At 58.0% G+C, this 16,794-nt stretch carries 15 protein-coding genes and 1 tRNA gene; 10 read left to right on the top strand and 6 right to left on the bottom strand.

The features are described from left to right. Positions 1 to 86: 86 nt before the first annotated feature. From ACIOWE_RS15835 to ACIOWE_RS15825, 3 genes are all read left to right on the top strand, one after another. Positions 87 to 1,292 carry an acetyl-CoA C-acetyltransferase gene (locus tag ACIOWE_RS15835; RefSeq protein WP_401393045.1) on the top strand — a complete coding sequence of 402 codons (1,206 nt, stop codon included), beginning with the start codon at positions 87 to 89 and terminating at the stop codon, positions 1,290 to 1,292. Positions 1,293 to 1,316: 24 nt separating this feature from the next. After that, the gene (locus ACIOWE_RS15830; protein ID WP_401393042.1) at positions 1,317 to 3,461 is read left to right on the top strand and encodes a 3-hydroxyacyl-CoA dehydrogenase NAD-binding domain-containing protein; all 2,145 of its coding nucleotides are present in this window, start codon (positions 1,317 to 1,319) and stop codon (positions 3,459 to 3,461) included. Between the two features lie 95 nt (positions 3,462 to 3,556). After that, the gene (locus ACIOWE_RS15825) at positions 3,557 to 4,285 is read left to right on the top strand and encodes an amidotransferase (RefSeq protein ID WP_401393039.1); all 729 of its coding nucleotides are present in this window, start codon (positions 3,557 to 3,559) and stop codon (positions 4,283 to 4,285) included. Between the two features lie 141 nt (positions 4,286 to 4,426). Here ACIOWE_RS15825 and ACIOWE_RS15820 read toward each other — a convergent pair whose 3' ends face one another. The 3 genes from ACIOWE_RS15820 to ACIOWE_RS15810 all read right to left on the bottom strand — a co-directional run bounded on the left by ACIOWE_RS15820 (position 4,427) and on the right by ACIOWE_RS15810 (position 7,161). Further along, the gene (locus ACIOWE_RS15820; protein WP_201239405.1) at positions 4,427 to 5,398 is read right to left on the bottom strand and encodes a magnesium and cobalt transport protein CorA; all 972 of its coding nucleotides are present in this window, start codon (positions 5,396 to 5,398) and stop codon (positions 4,427 to 4,429) included. A 133-nt stretch (positions 5,399 to 5,531) separates the two neighbouring features. Next, on the bottom strand, positions 5,532 to 6,254 hold the full coding sequence (locus ACIOWE_RS15815; RefSeq protein ID WP_401393036.1) for a lysophospholipid acyltransferase family protein: 723 nt from the start codon (positions 6,252 to 6,254) through the stop codon (positions 5,532 to 5,534). 217 nt (positions 6,255 to 6,471) lie between these two features. Next, positions 6,472 to 7,161 (bottom strand): crotonase/enoyl-CoA hydratase family protein, encoded by a 690-nt coding sequence (locus ACIOWE_RS15810; protein ID WP_401393033.1) that lies wholly within the window; start codon positions 7,159 to 7,161, stop codon positions 6,472 to 6,474. A gap of 295 nt (positions 7,162 to 7,456) precedes the next feature. Between ACIOWE_RS15810 and ACIOWE_RS15805 the strand changes: the two genes are divergently transcribed. Beyond that, positions 7,457 to 7,546, top strand: a tRNA-Ser gene (locus ACIOWE_RS15805). Between the two features lie 152 nt (positions 7,547 to 7,698). After that, positions 7,699 to 8,019, top strand: a complete 321-nt coding sequence (locus ACIOWE_RS15800; RefSeq protein WP_201239174.1) for a YbjQ family protein — start codon at positions 7,699 to 7,701, stop codon at positions 8,017 to 8,019. Here the strand turns inward: ACIOWE_RS15800 and ACIOWE_RS15795 are convergent, their stop codons facing one another. Continuing rightward, entirely contained in the window at positions 8,020 to 8,373 is a 354-nt protein-coding gene (locus ACIOWE_RS15795; protein ID WP_401393030.1) for a YceK/YidQ family lipoprotein, read from the bottom strand. A 221-nt stretch (positions 8,374 to 8,594) separates the two neighbouring features. Here ACIOWE_RS15795 and ACIOWE_RS15790 point away from each other — a divergent pair, with 221 nt between their 5' ends. The 4 genes from ACIOWE_RS15790 to ACIOWE_RS15775 all read left to right on the top strand — a co-directional run bounded on the left by ACIOWE_RS15790 (position 8,595) and on the right by ACIOWE_RS15775 (position 10,315). Further along, positions 8,595 to 8,783 (top strand): hypothetical protein, encoded by a 189-nt coding sequence (locus tag ACIOWE_RS15790; protein ID WP_166224788.1) that lies wholly within the window; start codon positions 8,595 to 8,597, stop codon positions 8,781 to 8,783. 315 nt (positions 8,784 to 9,098) lie between these two features. Beyond that, positions 9,099 to 9,470 (top strand): glycine zipper domain-containing protein, encoded by a 372-nt coding sequence (locus ACIOWE_RS15785; RefSeq protein ID WP_103303857.1) that lies wholly within the window; start codon positions 9,099 to 9,101, stop codon positions 9,468 to 9,470. Positions 9,471 to 9,607: 137 nt separating this feature from the next. Further along, positions 9,608 to 10,030 (top strand): YMGG-like glycine zipper-containing protein, encoded by a 423-nt coding sequence (locus ACIOWE_RS15780; RefSeq protein WP_401393027.1) that lies wholly within the window; start codon positions 9,608 to 9,610, stop codon positions 10,028 to 10,030. 117 nt (positions 10,031 to 10,147) lie between these two features. Further along, positions 10,148 to 10,315, top strand: a complete 168-nt coding sequence (locus ACIOWE_RS15775; RefSeq protein ID WP_401393024.1) for a hypothetical protein — start codon at positions 10,148 to 10,150, stop codon at positions 10,313 to 10,315. 250 nt (positions 10,316 to 10,565) lie between these two features. Here ACIOWE_RS15775 and ACIOWE_RS15770 read toward each other — a convergent pair whose 3' ends face one another. Together ACIOWE_RS15770 and ACIOWE_RS15765 are read right to left on the bottom strand one after the other, a co-directional pair. Beyond that, the gene (locus tag ACIOWE_RS15770; protein WP_401393021.1) at positions 10,566 to 10,967 is read right to left on the bottom strand and encodes a hypothetical protein; all 402 of its coding nucleotides are present in this window, start codon (positions 10,965 to 10,967) and stop codon (positions 10,566 to 10,568) included. Between the two features lie 2 nt (positions 10,968 to 10,969). After that, positions 10,970 to 15,829, bottom strand: coding sequence for an RHS repeat-associated core domain-containing protein (locus ACIOWE_RS15765; protein WP_401393018.1), 4,860 nt, complete (start codon positions 15,827 to 15,829; stop codon positions 10,970 to 10,972). Between the two features lie 246 nt (positions 15,830 to 16,075). Between ACIOWE_RS15765 and ACIOWE_RS15760 the strand changes: the two genes are divergently transcribed. Beyond that, entirely contained in the window at positions 16,076 to 16,771 is a 696-nt protein-coding gene (locus ACIOWE_RS15760) for an HAD-IA family hydrolase (RefSeq protein ID WP_401393015.1), read from the top strand. The last annotated feature ends 23 nt before the right edge of the window (positions 16,772 to 16,794 follow it).

Raw genomic sequence — 16,794 nt, 5'->3', positions numbered from 1 at the left:
TGAGCGCTGTGGTCATTGAATCCGTGTCCGTCCAGGCGAAGAGTGGAGGCACAAGAAATCACTCACCGCACAGGTTCGAGGACGTAATGACCCAAGCTTTGATTTTCGATGCATTACGCACGCCCCGCGGCAAGGGCAAGGCCGATGGCGCCTTGCACAGCGTCAAACCGGTGAATCTGGTCGCTGGTCTGTTGACCGCGCTGCAACAGCGCACCTCGCTGGACACCAGCCAGGTCGATGACGTGGTGCTCGGCTGCGTCACGCCGATTGGCGATCAAGGTTCGGACATTGCCAAGACCGCCGTGCAAGTGGCCGATTGGGACGTCAGCGTCGCGGGTGTGCAAATCAACCGTTTCTGCGCCTCGGGTCTGGAAGCGGTGAACCTCGGCGCGATGAAAGTGCGCTCAGGCTTCGAAGACCTCGTGGTGGTTGGCGGTGTCGAGTCGATGTCACGAGTGCCGATGGGCAGCGATGGCGGCGCCTGGGCACTGGATCCGCAGACCAACCTGCACAGCCACTTCACCCCGCAAGGCGTCGGTGCGGACCTGATCGCCACAATCGAAGGCTTCAGCCGTCAGGATGTCGATGCCTACGCGCTTCACTCGCAGCAGAAAGCGGCGCGGGCGCGTGCCGATGGCTCGTTCAACAAGTCGCTGGTGCCGGTGCAGGATCAGAACGGCATCATTCTGCTCGATCACGATGAGTTCATTCGTGCCGAGTCGACGCTGGAAGGTCTGGGCAAGCTGAAACCGAGTTTCGAAATGATCGGCCAGATGGGCTTCGACGCGACGGCGTTGCGGGTTTACAGCCATGTCGAGCGCATCAACCATGTGCACACCCCGGGCAACAGTTCCGGCATCGTCGACGGCGCTGCGCTGATGTTGATCGGTTCCGAAGCCAAGGGCCGGGCATTGGGCCTGCAACCGCGGGCGCGCATTGTCGCCACGGCAGTCACCAGTACCGATCCGACCATCATGCTCACCGGTCCCGCGCCGGCCACCCGCAAAGCGCTGGCGAAGGCCGGCCTGCGGGTGGAAGACATCGACCTGTTCGAGGTCAACGAGGCGTTCGCCTCAGTGGTGCTGAAATTCATCAAAGACATGGCGGTCGACCCGGACAAGGTCAACGTCAACGGCGGCTCGATCGCCATGGGCCACCCGCTGGGTGCGACCGGGTGCGCGATCCTCGGCACCTTGCTCGATGAACTGGAAATCCGGCGCCTGCGCTATGGCCTGGCGACGCTGTGCGTTGGCGGCGGCATGGGCATTGCCACCATCATCGAACGCCTCTGAGTCCCGAATTCAAGGAACCTTGTTATGAGCGAAGCCATTCGTTACGAAAAAGGCCAGGACGCCATCGTCGTGCTGACCATCGACATGCCGGGCCAGAGCGCCAACACCATGAACGCCGTGTACCGCGAGGCGATGGCCGCCTGCGTCGCCCGGCTTGTCGCTGAAAAAGACAGCATCGCCGGCGTGATCATTACTTCGGCGAAGAAGACTTTCTTCGCGGGCGGTGATCTCAATGAGCTGATAAAAATCGGCAAGCCCGAAGCCAAGGCTTTTTACGACATGGTGCTGACCCTTAAAGGGCAATTGCGCACTCTGGAAACCCTCGGCAAACCGGTGGTCGCGGCCATTAACGGTGCGGCGTTGGGCGGTGGCTGGGAAATCTGTCTCGCTTGTCATCACCGCGTGGCGCTGGACGATTCGTCGGTGCAACTCGGTCTGCCGGAAGTCACCTTGGGCTTGCTGCCGGGCGGCGGCGGGGTAGTGCGCATGGTGCGCATGCTCGGTATCGAGAAGGCGCTGCCGTATCTGCTCGAAGGCAAAAAGGTCCGTCCGCCACAGGCGTTGCAGGCCGGTTTGATCGACGAGCTGGCGACGAATCGCGATGAATTACTGGCCAAGGCGCGCGCCTGGATCGTTGCCAATCCGACGGCGGTGCAGCGTTGGGACGTGAAGGGCTATCAGATTCCTGGCGGCACACCGTCGAACCCGAAAGTCGCGCAGATGCTGGCGATTGCGCCGTCGATCCTGCGCACGAAAACCCAAGGCACGCTGCCTGCGCCAGAGAAAATTCTCTGCGCAGCCGTCGAAGGCGCACAGGTGGATTTCGACACCGCGCACCTGATCGAAACCCGCTACTTCACCGAGTTGACTACCGGGCAGATCTCGAAAAACCTGATTGGTACCTTCTGGTTTCAACTCAACGAGATCAACGCCGGTGGCTCGCGTCCGCAAGGTTTTACGCCGTTCATCACACGCAAGGTCGGTGTGCTCGGCGCTGGAATGATGGGTGCCGGGATCGCTTTCGTCAGCGCCTCGGCCGGTATCGAGGTGGTACTCAAGGACATCAATCTTGCCGCAGCAGAGAAGGGCAAAGCGCATTCGGCGGCGCTGCTGGACAAGAAAGTGGCTCGCGGTCAGATGGATGCTGCGCAGCGGGATGCGGTGCTGGCGCGGATCCAGACCAGCGAAAACGATGGCGATCTGGCCGGTTGTGATCTGATCATCGAAGCGGTGTTTGAAGACCGCGAACTGAAAGGCAAAGTCTCGGCAGCGGCGCAGAAAGTCGTCGGTGCTGATGCTGTCATTGCCTCTAACACGTCGACCTTGCCGATCACCGGTCTGGCGACTGCCGTGCCCGATCAAAGCAAATTCATCGGCCTGCATTTTTTCAGCCCGGTGGAGAAAATGCCGCTGGTGGAAATCATCAAAGGCGCGCAGACCAGCGATGAAACCCTGGCACGCGGCTTCGATTTCGTCCTGCAAATCAAGAAGACGCCGATTGTGGTCAACGACAGTCGTGGTTTCTTTACGTCGCGGGTCTTCGGCACCTTCACCAATGAAGGCATCGCCATGCTCGGCGAAGGCGTGAGCGCGCCGATGATCGAAACCGAGGCGCGCAAGGCCGGGATGCCGGTCGGGCCTCTGGCGATCTCCGACGAAGTTTCCCTCAGCCTGATGAGCCATATCCGCAAACAAACTGCCAAGGACCTACAAACGGAAGGGAAACCGCTGATTGAGCACCCGGCGTTCGCCGTGATTGACTTGCTGCTCAACGAATACAAGCGTCCGGGCAAGGCCGCAGGCGGCGGTTTCTACGAATACCCGGCTGGCGGCCAGAAACATCTGTGGCCAGAGCTGAAGAACCGTTTCGAGAAAGCCGACGGGCAAATCTCGCCAAAGGACGTGCGTGACCGGTTGCTGTTCGTGCAAGCCATCGAAACCGTGCGTTGCGTGGAAGAGGGCGTACTCACCTCGACGGCGGATGCCAACGTCGGTTCGATCTTCGGCATCGGTTTCGCGGCATGGACCGGTGGGGCATTGCAGTTCATCAACCAGTACGGTGTGAACGACTTCGTCGCGCGGGCGCAATATCTGGCCGAGCAATATGGCGAGCGTTTTGCGCCGCCGGCGCTGTTGCTGGAAAAAGCGGCGAAAGGAGAGTTGTTCTAGGCGACAGGGAATACATTCCGGGGCTTGCCTTGCCAGGGTGTTTCAGGGCAGGCTCTGGGGTGTTCATTATTCCCATCACGTGTCAGGTATTTTTTATGTCGCTACGCATCTGCATTCTGGAAACCGACATCCTGCGTCCGGAACTGGTCGATCAATATCAGGGTTATGGGCAGATGTTTCAGCGCCTGTTCTCGCAGCAACCGATTGCCGCCGAGTTCACCGTGTACAACGTGATGCAGGGAGAATACCCGAGCGACGAGCAGACCTTCGATGCTTATCTGGTCACCGGCAGCAAGGCCGATTCGTTTGGCACTGACCCGTGGATCCAGACCCTCAAGGAATACCTGCTGACCCGTTACGAGCGTGGCGACAAACTGCTTGGCGTGTGTTTCGGCCATCAACTGCTGGCGCTGCTGCTCGGTGGCAAGAGTGAACGAGCCACGCAGGGCTGGGGCGTCGGCACCCACAACTACAAACTCGCGGCCAAAGCGCCGTGGATGAGCCCTGTGCGGGAAGAGCTGACATTGCTGATCAGCCACCAGGATCAAGTCACTGCGCTACCGGAAAACGCTACGGTCATTGCTTCCAGTGATTTCTGCCCGTTTGCGGCGTATCACATCAATGATCAAGTGCTGTGTTTCCAGGGGCATCCGGAATTCATTCACGATTATTCGCGTGCTCTGCTGGACCTGCGTCAGGAGGCACTGGGTTCGCAGATTTACAGCAAAGGCGTGGCCAGCCTGGAGCATGAACACCACGGCGCCACGGTGGCCGAGTGGATGATGCGTTTTGTGGCGCATAAGCCTGAGGCTAAGGCCGTTTAAAGCCTGATACGGATTCTGTGGCGAGGGAGCTTGCTCCCGCTGGGCGGCGAAGCGGCCCCCAGCATTCCATGGCCAAAAATATGAGTGCGAGGATTGCGACTGCTGCGCCGCCGGGCGGGAGCAAGCTTCCTCGCCACAGGTCTACAACCATCCCGACCGCTTGAAACTCGCCCACAAACTCACACATCCCACCGTAATAAACCCCAGCACGGCGAAGTAGCCGTAATGCCAGCTCAACTCCGGCATGTTCTGGAAGTTCATCCCGTAAATACCCGCCACCGCCGTCGGAAACGCCAGAATCGCCGCCCACGCTGCAAACTTGCGCTGCACCACGCTCTGCCGTGACGCTTCCAGCAACACACCGATCTCGATGGTCTGACTGGCAATGTCGGCCAGCGTCGTCAGGTCTTCCATCTGCCGTGTCACATGGATCTGCACATCGCGGAAGTACGGGCGCATGTTCTTGTCGATGAACGGGAAGCTCAGCTTCTGTAGCTCCTCGCTGATTTCCACCATCGGCGCTGCGTATCGGCGCAAGCGAACCACATCACGACGCAAGCCGTGCAGCTTCTGGATATCGTGTTCGTTCAACGCGCTACACAGCACGTTGCGCTCCAGCTCATCAATCTCGGCATGAATCGCTTCGCCCACTGGCTGATAGTTCTCGATGACGAAATCGAGCAACGCATAGAGTACGAAATCTTCCCCATGCTCCAGCAACAGTGGACGCGCCTCACAACGTTGACGGACATGGGCGTAGGACGCCGAGTGGCCGTTGCGCGCGGTAATGATGTAGCCCTTGCCCGCGAAAATGTGGGTTTCGATGAACTGCAGGATCCCGTGTTCGCGAATGGGCGAGTAGGTGACGATAAACAAAGCGTCGCCAAAGGTTTCCAGCTTCGGCCGACTGTGTTTCTCCAGTGCATCTTCGATGGCCAGTTCGTGCAGGTTGAACTGTCTTTGCAGGTTGGCCAGCTCTTGCGCGTTCGGTTCTTCAAGACCTATCCACACAAAGTGGCCGGTTTTCGCCGCCCAGGCGGCGCCTTCATCAAGGGAAATATTGGTGACTTTCTTACCCGCGCTGTACACCGCAGCGGCAACAACTCGACCCATGGTGGTGGTTCACTTCTTCTAGGCAGTGGCAGGGAATACAAGGCTTTAGCTTAGCCGTGTCGTTGCTTGAGAGTCAGTGAAATCTGCGCAGTTCACCGGGCAAAGAAAAACCCGCACAAAGCGGGTTTGTTTTTCATGCGGCTTGCAGTTGTCGATCCATCGATTCGATGCACTCGCGCATTTGTTCGCGGCACTGCTGGATGAGCATGGGCATGTCGTCCATGGTCATTCCGGCGGTAGGAATGGCCGGCAGCGAGCGTATGAGAATTTTCCCACTGCGCCAGCGATTAAGGCGCATGTGCTTGATGTAACTGCTGACACACACCGGAACGATCGGCACACCGGCGGCTATTGCCATCTGGAACGCACCTTTCTTGAACGGCAGCAGGTCTTCGCCGAGGTTGCGCGTGCCTTCCGGAAATACCCAGATCGACGTGTCTTCGTTCTGTAAGGTGTTCGTCGTGGTGAGCATCGACTGGCGGGCCTTGTGCGCATTCCCACGGTCGATCAACACGTTGCCGGCCAGCCAGAACAATTGCCCGAACAGCGGCACCCATTTCAGGCTCTTCTTGCCAATGCAGACAGTCCGGCGCGGAACGACGTTACCGAAGACGAAGAGATCATAGTTGGATTGATGGTTGGCGATGATCACGCAACTGTCGGGTTTGTTCGTCAAGCCGCTGACATCAGCCTTCACGCGCAAACGCAGAATGCACATGGCCGGCAGAGCGTAGAGGCGGGCGCACAGGCGGCTGTTGTCCGGATTGAATGGACGGCACACCCCGAGAATCACCCCGAGTACACCGGCCACCATAAAGTGCAGGCCCATCAATAACATACGAAACACGAACAGCATTTTCAGGCCCCACCGGGACAAAAGGTGGCGCAGTGTACGGATGTGCACTGTTTTCGGCAATTGCTGCTATAGAGTCCGGAGATAGCCGATGTTTAAGCGCATGTTTCCGACTGGGTTGTCAGACGCGTCCTAGAGCAGTCACGGCATTTTCAACGGAGCACGCATGAAAAAGCCCGACACGACGGTCGGGCTTTTCTTTATGCCAGGAGCCGGGTGATTAACCCAGATGTTCCTGATCCTGGATGATCGCGTTATCCAGAGTTTCCAGCAGGGCTTTACGCACTTTCAGCTTGGTGTTTTTGTGCGCGGTCATATTGATCTTCTTCAACTGACGCGCAGCGGCGAGGGCGGCGCCTTGCAGTTCCTCGGCGCTAACCACCTTGTCGAGGAAACCGGCATCCACAGCGCTTTGCGGATCGAACATCTCGCCATTGATCACCGAACGGTGGAACGCCGAGCGACGCAGACGATCACGGGCCAGTTCGATCCCGGCATGGTGCATGGTCATGCCGATCTGCACTTCGTTCAGGCCAATGCTGAACGGGCCATCAACGCCGATGCGGTAATCGGCGGACAACAAGATGAAAGCACCCTTCGCCACGGCATGACCCGGGCACGCAACAATCACCGGGAAGGGGTGAGAGAGCAAACGACGAGCCAGTGTCGAACCGGCGGTCACCAGCGACACCGCTTCTTTAGGGCCAGCGGTCATGACTTTCAGGTCGTACCCGCCAGACAGAATCCCAGGCTGGCCGGTGATGATCACGATGGCACGATCAGCAACCGCCTGATCCAGCGCCGCGTTGAACGCCGCAATCACGTCCGGAGAAATGGCATTGACCTTGCCGTTGCTCAGGGTCAGGGTCGCGATACCGTCTTCGAGATGGTAAGAAATCAACTCACTCATGACGCTATTCCTTATAAGAAAGATGGGCAGACGTTACCCACCGCCGCAGGCCAGGTAAAGCGCCGTGACTGACCCGCCGGTCACCGATTACCGGCGGAGCCGGCGTGCCACGCCGTTCTGCTTCTATATAGAAGGGCCATGCCCACCGAAGATTGGCCGGTTTGCCATGACCCATCGGCGGGGCAAAACGACTTTTTCTCTTAACCGCATGAAAATCTTAAAAAAAGTTTGCCATCGGAAAAGCTTTCGACTACATTAGCGCGCCTCGACAGACAGAACATGTTTGAAGAGATACGGTGAAGTGTCCGAGTGGCTTAAGGAGCACGCCTGGAAAGTGTGTATACAGGAAACTGTATCGAGAGTTCGAATCTCTCCTTCACCGCCATATTCGATTACACAAGACCCCTGATTTCGAAAGAAGTCAGGGGTTTTGTGGTTTCTGGCGTCTGGATTTTATCGGACGCACCGCTGAAATCGGGCTCCGTGTGGGCAGGGATTACAATCACGGTTTTATTTGCCAGCAAAAGGGACTACTTCATGATTATTTCCACCACTCACGCCATTGAAGGCCGCCAGATCACCGCGTATCTGGACATTGTCAGTGCCGAGTCGGTGCAGGGCGTCAATGTGATCCGCGACATGTTCGCCGGTATGCGCGACTTCTTTGGTGGCCGTTCGCAGACGCTGGAGCGGGCGTTGAAAGAAGCGCGTATTCAGGCCACCGATGAAATCAGGGAGCGAGCACGTGCCCTGCAAGCGGATGCGGTGGTCGGCGTGGACTTCGAGATCAGCATGCCTGGCGGTAAGGGCGGCATGGTTGTGGTGTTTGCGACCGGTACGGCGGTCAAGTTGCGCTGATCACTGATTCGACGTTTGTGCCTGGTAGATTTCGATATTGCCGTGTTTAACCTGTTGATAGGCGGTGTAAGGCAATACCAAAGTGTCCGTTACGCCAGATACCGCCAGATCGAGCAGAACCAGCGGCGCTGCAGGTCGGCCCGTTCCGAAGGCTTTCATCGGTAATTCAGGTGCATGGAGTACACAGAAGTCGTAGCCGATGCCGCTGTAGATCCGGGAAATCGAGTCGCAATAGGTTTGGCGCGTTTTCAGGTCATTGCCTGCAACGGTGTCCTCCTGAAAAACACTGCTGATGGTTCCGCAGCCGCTGATCACCAGAGCTGAAAGGAGTAGGGCGCTGGTTTTCAGGGTCATGTTCGCGATTCCTTCGCAATTCAACGGAAGTGGAGATTAGCCCGGTTTGTAAGATAGGCGCCCCTGGATTTTGTTTATTTTTTGTAGCCCATTCGTCGGGCACCAGTCCTTCTGAATCACAAGTCCAGGAATGACCGGCTAGTCTCAAAAGTCTTGGAGGTCGATATTTTTTCAGGCAAAAAGGCTTTGCCGGTGTCGACCTGATTCGAAGGGGCGAAGGCATGACTGATCCGTATATCGAAGACGATGGCGCTGAATTTTCCTTCAACAACTGTGTGCGGTGCGGCCAGACCGAGTACCAGGCAGGTTTTGGCGAGGACCCGGTGCAGACCGGCAAGATCAAGTCCACGGCACCGAAAGGGCCGAAGGCGAAATTTCTACCCAGGGTAGCGACCCGCGCCCGCAAATAGTCCGACTGCGAACAACCCCGTCAACGTACGGGGTTTTTTTCGTGTGGCAATTGAGTGAGGAAATGTCCTACAGGTGTTGGTAAGTTTTCACAAACTTTTCACGTCAGCCAAAGTAGGGTGAAGCCATCCGTTAGAAAGCAAGTCTCCAGCCCGTCTCCCCAGCGGGCTTTTTTTTGCCTGTCATAAAACCTTTTCCAGAATCGCTGTCCAATCGGCGCCGAGTGCGCGCAGCGCTGCGATTTCGTCTGGACTTTTGCGCTCTGACGACATTAAATCCCGGCCCTTTTTGTCATCCCATTTTTTGAGGTTTTCGTCATGCGTTTAACACTGCCTGCTTTGGTTCTGGGGCTTTTCGTTGCTCAAGGTGCGATGGCTGCTGGTGACGGCACCGCGGCGCTGGGCGGTGGTCTGGGTGGTGCGCTGGGCAACGTGGTCGGCCAGAAAATGGGCGGCAGCACCGGTGCCGCGATTGGCGCTGGCGTTGCAGGCGCTGCGGGTAGTGCGATGGCGGCACGTAAAGGCAGTCGAACCAAGGCAGCCATCGGCGGCGGTGTCGGCGCGGCCGGCGGTTCGGTGATCGGCAACAGCCTCGGCGGCAGGACTGGCGCGACCATCGGTGCGGGCCTGGGCGGCGCGGCCGGCGGTGCGGTGGGCAGTAACCTGTCGAAAGGTCACAAGCGTCACTGATACACAATGTTTGTCAGAAAAAGCCCGGCTCGATGTCGGGCTTTTTCATGGCTGAACGTTTTTCCCGCCGATGTCTCCAATCTCACATAGGCCCTTGCGTGGGCGAACTGTCCCGATTCGGGAACTGTGAGGTTCATATGCGTTTGTCATTATCTGCACTGTTTTTCGGATTGCTGGTGGCTCAGGGCGCAATGGCCGCTGGTGACGGGTCGGCAGCCGTTGGTGGCGGGCTGGGTGGCGTGCTGGGCAATGTGGTTGGCGGGCAACTCGGTGGCAGCACAGGCGCGGCGGTCGGCGCCGGAGTGGGTGGCGCAGCCGGCGGTGCCGTCGGGGCGAATAAACATAATCGTACGGAGGCCGCGATTGGTGGTGGCCTCGGTGCAGCGGGCGGTTCAGTGGTTGGTAACAGTCTGGGCGGCTCAACCGGATCGGCTGTTGGTGCAGGATTGGGCGGTGCGGCGGGTGGTGCGGTTGGTAATAATCTGGGTGACGATGGTGGAAAGTCTCATTCCGGCGGCGGTCACAAGCACAAGAACAAACACAAGAACCGGCATCATTGATGGATGGTTAAACAGAAACCCGGTCGTGTGCCGGGTTTTTCGTTTTTACCGGTTGGGGGAACGATTGTCTGTGAGGCTTTTCGAACGTTATATATGCCCGGAACCATGAGGTTAGCCATGAACCCTGAAACCGAAGACGAGGAAGAAAAAGGCCAGAGTGAATCGCAGTCAATCAATGATCCGGGGAATGAGGATCCGGGGTCGCTGATGGATGATGCGACGGTGCCGTTGAATGATTCGGATGATGCTTTGGATGGCGAGTACGACGACGAGGATGAGCAGTGAACAAATATTGGCTGGGTTCAGCGTTCCGGCGATTTGAATCTTGAGTTTTTAGTTCTTGGTTCTTTGAGCCCATTGTGAGGTATGCAATGGGGGTGATTTGGCAGCCGATCATGTTCATGATACGCCTGAATATCCGTTGCCTTCAGCTCCTGATCCATTGGGTCGGGAGGAGTTGCGGTTAGAGGTTGAAGAAGAGCACAAGTGAGGCACATATCGCGATAATCAGAACTCGTTGGGATAACCACCACGACTAGCCGTCTTTGTTTATGAGCGAAGTGATCCATTGTTTGTAAAAATATTGTTGTTGCTCCAAAGATTCGGAAATATTGTTTTCTTCGTAATCAAATATTCTAACGATGTCATCAAAAGTTGCTTGTTTGCCTATTTTTAATTCGTAGGCAATGGCCCCTCCGCTCATTTGAGAGCACATTCTCGATGGTGTGACATTTAACTTTGCGCCTTTGCATAAAAAAATTATATCCGGATGGTCTTGTCGAATCTGTGCTAGGCACAGATATAGGTTATTGGCTGTATATGTTTTTCTAAAGCCGTTGATCATGGAGAATTTAATGGTTCCCTTCGCGGAGTCATATTTTATCGTCGCCTGCTCCTTGGCTCCGTTGACAATAATAGTTAATTGGGTGCGTTCCATTGTTACTCTCTGTTCGGGTTCGGTATTGAATAGCCTACGTAACTTCCATCCTTCTTTAGTGGCGTTACACCGATGATGTCAGCTGTGTGGATGCTTCCTGGAATTGCAATTTCAGTTTCGTCCGCGAAAGGCGCTAAATTCTTCAGTTCCTTATTGATGTCTACGCCAAATATTTTCCTAAGTGTATATAAGTAGCCCTTTCTCGTCCGGTATCGAGTGCCAAATTCAATTGCAGTGACTTTGGATGGCGAGGTGCTTATAAAGTAGCTCGGCGGATTATTGCTGTCCATTGCGTGAAGCAGGAGGTCTGTGCTTTCTCCCTTACTCTTGAAACCGTGCTCAAAAATCTCATCGGGATGCGTCTTATCTCCGCGATAGAGGTAGTCTTTTTCTTGTTCCAGGGATGGGAGTGTAGTGTCTCCTTCATCAACCCTAGCGCCACTCACATCCCCCGGCACCGCACAACCGGTCTTCTTCGGCGGCGGACAATTGGAACTCAACCCCAACGGATCCACCCACCCCGTCGGATTCGGCACGTACTGGTACTGATTCAACCCACCCGCCAACTTGATCGGATCCGGCGTCAGATACCGTCCCAATCTCGGGTCGTAATACCGATGCCGGTTGTAATGCAGCCCGCTTTCCACATCGAAGTACTGGCCCTGAAAACGCAGCGGCTGGTCCAGGTATTCCTCGCCGGCCAGGGTGATTGCGGCGACTTTGCCGTAGGCGTCGTATTGCGCTGACCAGACGATTTCGCCGCTGTAGTCGGTGAGCTCCTGCGGGGTGCCGAGGTGGTCGAGTTGGTAGTAGAAAGGGCACGCGCGTTTCGGGCCTTTGCCGTCGAGCAGGGCCAGCGGGCGGAAGGTGCCGGGTTCGTAGACGTAGCTGCGGTGGTGGGTTTTGCTGCTTTCGGCGACGAGGTGGTCGCCTTGCCAGAAGAACTCGGTGGTGGCGCCGTCGACGGTTTTGCTGATGCGCCGGCCGAAGGCGTCATATTGGTAGGACGCGGTTTTGCCATCGGGGCGGGTCAAGCCGATGAGGCGGTGCTGGCAGTCGTAGCGGTATTCGGTGACGAGTTTCTGCGCGGTGCCACGCCGTTCGCGGATCAAGTTGCCGAAGGCGTCGTAGTCGTAGTGGCGATCGCCCTGCATTAGCAGGCGGTTGCCCTTGACCTGTGTCGGGCCGGGGCGATCCTGCATCAGCAGGTTGCCGGCCGGGTCGTGGGCGAAGGATTCCGGCAGTTCGTCGCGCGAGTGGCTGACGCGGATCAGCCGGTTGAGGTCGTCGTAACCGTAGGTGCGCTGGCCGTGACGGGTGTCGGCGATGTGCTGCAGATTGCCGTTGGCGCTGTAGGCATATTCGCGGCGATACAACGAAGCGTGCTCGTGGCCTACGGCGTGGGCGAGCAAACGACCCTGATCGTCGTAGGCATAGTCGCTGAGCAGCAGGCCTTGTTTGCGTTGCTGTTCACGACCGGACTCATAGCGGTGCGAAGTCAGCGGTGCGCCGTTGAGGTGGATTGCAGTGAGCGCGCCGCCCTTGGCGTAGTGGTAATCGAGTTTGCTGTTGTCCGGCAGGCGCTGGCGCTTGAGCTGGCCGCAGGCGTCGTAGCTGTAGCGCAGGGTGCCCCAGCCCTGATGCTCGGTGATCAGCCGGTCCTGCAGGTCGTATTCGAAGGCCAGCGGATGCTGTTGGCCGTCATCGACACCGGTCAGTCGACCGAGGCGGTCGTAGCGGTATTCGACCTTCACGCCGTCCGGCAGGGTCTTGATCAGCAGGCGCCCGGCAGCATCGCGCTCATACGCAGTGACTAACTGCGAGCCGTCATCACCGAACTCGGTCTTTTCCAGCAGATGGCCATTGAGGTCGTAGGCGTAGGCCGTGCGCCGGCCATCGAAGCCGGTTTCTTGTCGAATCAGTCCGGTCGGTGTGTAGTCCAGTCGATACTGTTCGCCGGACTCGTTTTCGATCTCGGTGAGCAGCAGCTGCGCATGGTCGTAGCGGTACTGCACCCGCGTACCGTCGGGGTTGATCTTGCGCGAGACCAGGTGCAGGTCATCGTCATACTCGTAGCGGGTGATGCGCCCGAGCTCGTCGCGTTCGGCGGTGACCTGGCCATAGGCGCCGTAGCTGTAGGCGCGGGTGGCGCCCGTAGGAAAAGTCGTCTGGATCAGTCGGCCGACCGCGTCCCAGTGCTGACGCGTAACTGCCCCGTGTTCATCAACCGTGGTAATCCGTCGCCCCAGCGCATCGTAGGAAAAACGCCGCACACCGCCATCGGGCAGGGTTTCTTCCGTCAGTTGACCGAGCGTGTTCCAGACGAAAACGTGCCGACTGGTGTCCGGATAGCGGATCGACAGCAACTGGCCGCGAGTGTCGTAGTGGTAGTGCGTGACCTGGCCATCGGGATCGATCGCCTCGGTGACATCACCCTGGGCATTGCGCCGGTACGTCCACACCGCCTCGCCACGGCAACGGCTGTGCAGGAAACCGTTGCGGTATTCGTAGGACGTCGGCTCATCGTCCGGCGGAAGTAGCGCAATTACACGTCCGACGTCGTCGTAGCGGTATTCGGTGACGGCGCCGAGCGGATCCTGCTCGGCGATCAAGCGCCCGGCGGCGTCGTAGGCCTTGAGATGCTCACCACCATCGGCTTCGACCTTACGCACCAGCCGTGCACGGTCGTCGTGAACGTAGGTTTCTTCAGTGCCATCGACGTAATGCACCGCGACGCTACCGTCGTCATTCCAGACGTAACGGGTGTTCATCTGCGAGAACGACGCCCAGTGCCGCACGCAGCGCGCCGCTTTGCCAGCGCGTTCCCATTCCCAGAAGAAACTCGCGCCACCGCTCAACTGGCGCTGCAGAATCACGTGCTGATCGTCGTAGTCGTAACGCTCGCTGTCGCCGACGGCGTTACACGCTTCGATCAGGTGCTGATAGGCGTCGTAGCCGTAACTGACGAGGGTTTGCTCGGTGTGCCAAGGCTCAGCAAGACTTAGCGTCGGATCGAAGCGCTGGTAATCCACCGCAACCAGATGAGCCCGGTCGTAGCACAACAACAGCGCCCGCCCCGCACCGTTATCCAGGCGCTGAACACGATCCTGACGATCCCGCGAAATACGCAGACGGTTGTCATAGCCATCACTGATCGCCGTTAGCCTTCCAGCGCGAAAGTGATAAAACCGTGCGGTGTCCCCGGCCAGCGCAAGGATCAGTTCCTCCGGCTCATCCCCGAGAAAAATCGCCGCCCGCGACAGGCTGTTGTGAATCGCCGGCCGCTCGACACTGGGCAACGGAAACCGCGTGCGCCGGTTCTCATGGTCAACCCAGACCACAAAATCGCCGTCAAACTCCAGCCGATGCGCCAGCGAGTGACTCCAGCCAAACCCCAGCCCGAGATCAATCTCGGCGGCACTGGTGCGATACAAGCGGGTGAACTCGAATGGCAGCAAACCATCCAGCACACCATCGGTCAGGGTCAGCAGTTCCTCGCCGGTGACCATCGACACCGGGCAGCCGTTGGTGCAAGTACCTGGCACGCAATCGGCGCTGTCACCGTTGGGGTTTTTTGCCTGATCCGGCGCGTCGTTGTGAGGCTCGTGACGTTCCATCCGAGTGACCGCGTGCGACTTGTCCCGGGCGAGGGGGGCGGGATTCGGCACCGTCAACACCACAGAATCGGCCTGACGAATGTTCAACGGTATCGACGGCGTCGGTTTCAACTCAACGCCACGTACATTGAGCATCAGCGGCTTCAAAGCACCGGCATGCCGAGACAAATCCGGCGAGGAAGTCAGCTCGGCCAGACGCAAGGCTGAAGCCGCCAGCCATTCCCGCGCGCGCGGCGATTTGATCTTCGCCAGTACTTTGCTGCTCAAGCGCAGTTGCACGCCGACGCCGCCAGACACCCGCATCAACAGGAAACTGATCAGCAGCTCGACACGAACCTCAGCCACCACCTCGGCCAGATACTGCGGCGGCAACATCTTCAGCCAACTGGTGAATGCGGCCAGATGTATGAACAGTAGTGGCTCGTCGCTGAGGATCAGCAGACCGTTGGCGATCGCTTCGCTGGAGGCCTGCAACAGCGCGTCCAGTTCGACCTCGCTGAGGTACTCCAGCAGCTTTTCGCTGTTGACCTGCAAGTCGGCGAGCAGGGCGAACAGTTGTTTGATGTCATCCCAGACGCCGTGCAGGGCTTTCTCGAATCCGCGCCAGTCCGCTTGTTGCAGTTGGCCGTAACGCTCAATAAAACCGGTGCCGGAAAACTCCGCCCACAGCGGCTGAAATCCCGCCCATTCGCCGCGCAGCCAGTCTTCCAGACCGCCGATAACACCTTCGTAGGAGGCATACAGCGCCTGCACATGCTGCGTGGAAACATCGGGAAAGAAGGTGATGCGATAACGCTGGCCCCGATCGCAGTCGGTCACCTCCAGAATGCCGCTCGGCCCGATGGTGTGATGCAGCGGTTCGCCGAAGGTCAACACACCAGCGACATCGGCAATCACCGGTTCAAGCGTCACCGGCGTATCGCCAATCGGCACAAACCGTGCGGCTTCGAACATGTGCACCAGCGTCAACGGACCGCTGGCAGGGCACATGAACACCGATGAGCTGACGGGTTTACGGGATTTGACCGGCGCGCTGAGGTGTACGTCATTGCCGACCTTGAACACCTGCTCGACATCCAGTGCCGAACTGGTCCAGAACTGTTCGGCCCAGGCTTCGTAGTTGTTCAGGCACAGGCGAAATTCCCGGATGAGGTTTTCGAAGTCCGGGTGTTCGGGATTGAGCGCGGCAACCACCAGCAGGCCGATGCTGTTGTTCAGTGCCAGAAGCCGATCGGTTTGGAACATTCGCAGTCACTCGCGCACAGCAAAAAAGGTGCGCGGACTTTGCGGGGGATCAAAAAGGAAAGAAGTCGGGCAAGTAGGGGATGTTTGTAGGATGTTTCGCTAAATACTCGCGAGTTGTTCATCGCCGTAACGGACATTGCCCGTTGCCCAATGTCCGTTACGCTCGTTATGCTGCTGAACCCTTTAATCAGATCCGAGTAGCGGCGTCAGTCGTCGCCCGGGATGTCTTTGAAAACGGATCCGATGATGAATGCACCGCTGAAGGCGTTCGGCCCGATCAAGGCCGTGATTTTCGATATGGACGGGTTGCTGCTGGACACCGAGGGCATCTACACCGAGGTCACCTCGCTGATTGCCCAGCGTTACGGGCGTACCTTCGACTGGAACATCAAGCAGAACATCATCGGCCGTGGGGCCAACGATCTGGCCAACTACGTGGTAGAGGCCCTGGAGTTGCCGATCACCGCTGAAGAGTTTCTGGTGATTCGCGAGCCGTTGATGCGCGAGCGCTTTCCCAAGGCGCAAGCCATGCCGGGTGCCGAAGAACTGATTCGTCATCTCAAGGCGCACAATATTCCGATCGCCGTGGGCACCAGTTCGTCGCGACAGTCGTTCGGCCAGAAAACCACGTTGCACCGCGACTGGTTTGCGCTGTTCGATTTCATTGTCACGGCAGATGATCCGGAAGTCGGTGCAGCCAAGCCGGCGCCGGATATTTTCCTCACGGCGGCGCGGCGTCTGGGTGTCGCCCCCGAGGATTGCCTGGTTTTTGAGGACTCGCCGTTTGGCGTCACGGCGGCGAAAGCGGCAGGCATGACCGCCATCGCCATTCCCGACGCCGCCATGGCCGATGAAAAATACGCACACGCCGACGGGATTCTTCGTACGTTGAAAGCGTTCACCCCGAGTGCCTGTGGTTTGCCTGCGCTGCAATGGGCTTGAATGCAGCATGAAAAAACGCCGCC

It is taken from the genome of Pseudomonas sp. NPDC087598 (assembly GCF_044743525.1).
GTDB lineage: Bacteria > Pseudomonadota > Gammaproteobacteria > Pseudomonadales > Pseudomonadaceae > Aquipseudomonas.
The sequence above is the reverse complement of the archived record's forward strand: the minus strand, read 5'-3'. Positions and strand labels throughout refer to the sequence as shown.

Coding starts and splice junctions, on each gene's coding strand:
- ACIOWE_RS15830 (WP_401393042.1), top strand. CDS start 1,317: ATGAGCGAAGCCATTCGTTACGAAAAAGGCCAGGACGCCATCGTCGTG.
- ACIOWE_RS15820 (WP_201239405.1), bottom strand. CDS start 5,398: ATGGGTCGAGTTGTTGCCGCTGCGGTGTACAGCGCGGGTAAGAAAGTC.
- ACIOWE_RS15810 (WP_401393033.1), bottom strand. CDS start 7,161: ATGAGTGAGTTGATTTCTTACCATCTCGAAGACGGTATCGCGACCCTG.
- ACIOWE_RS15800 (WP_201239174.1), top strand. CDS start 7,699: ATGATTATTTCCACCACTCACGCCATTGAAGGCCGCCAGATCACCGCG.
- ACIOWE_RS15835 (WP_401393045.1), top strand. CDS start 87: ATGACCCAAGCTTTGATTTTCGATGCATTACGCACGCCCCGCGGCAAG.
- ACIOWE_RS15785 (WP_103303857.1), top strand. CDS start 9,099: ATGCGTTTAACACTGCCTGCTTTGGTTCTGGGGCTTTTCGTTGCTCAA.
- ACIOWE_RS15760 (WP_401393015.1), top strand. CDS start 16,076: ATGAATGCACCGCTGAAGGCGTTCGGCCCGATCAAGGCCGTGATTTTC.
- ACIOWE_RS15765 (WP_401393018.1), bottom strand. CDS start 15,829: ATGTTCCAAACCGATCGGCTTCTGGCACTGAACAACAGCATCGGCCTG.
- ACIOWE_RS15780 (WP_401393027.1), top strand. CDS start 9,608: ATGCGTTTGTCATTATCTGCACTGTTTTTCGGATTGCTGGTGGCTCAG.
- ACIOWE_RS15815 (WP_401393036.1), bottom strand. CDS start 6,254: ATGCTGTTCGTGTTTCGTATGTTATTGATGGGCCTGCACTTTATGGTG.
- ACIOWE_RS15795 (WP_401393030.1), bottom strand. CDS start 8,373: ATGACCCTGAAAACCAGCGCCCTACTCCTTTCAGCTCTGGTGATCAGC.
- ACIOWE_RS15775 (WP_401393024.1), top strand. CDS start 10,148: ATGAACCCTGAAACCGAAGACGAGGAAGAAAAAGGCCAGAGTGAATCG.
- ACIOWE_RS15770 (WP_401393021.1), bottom strand. CDS start 10,967: ATGGAACGCACCCAATTAACTATTATTGTCAACGGAGCCAAGGAGCAG.
- ACIOWE_RS15825 (WP_401393039.1), top strand. CDS start 3,557: ATGTCGCTACGCATCTGCATTCTGGAAACCGACATCCTGCGTCCGGAA.
- ACIOWE_RS15790 (WP_166224788.1), top strand. CDS start 8,595: ATGACTGATCCGTATATCGAAGACGATGGCGCTGAATTTTCCTTCAAC.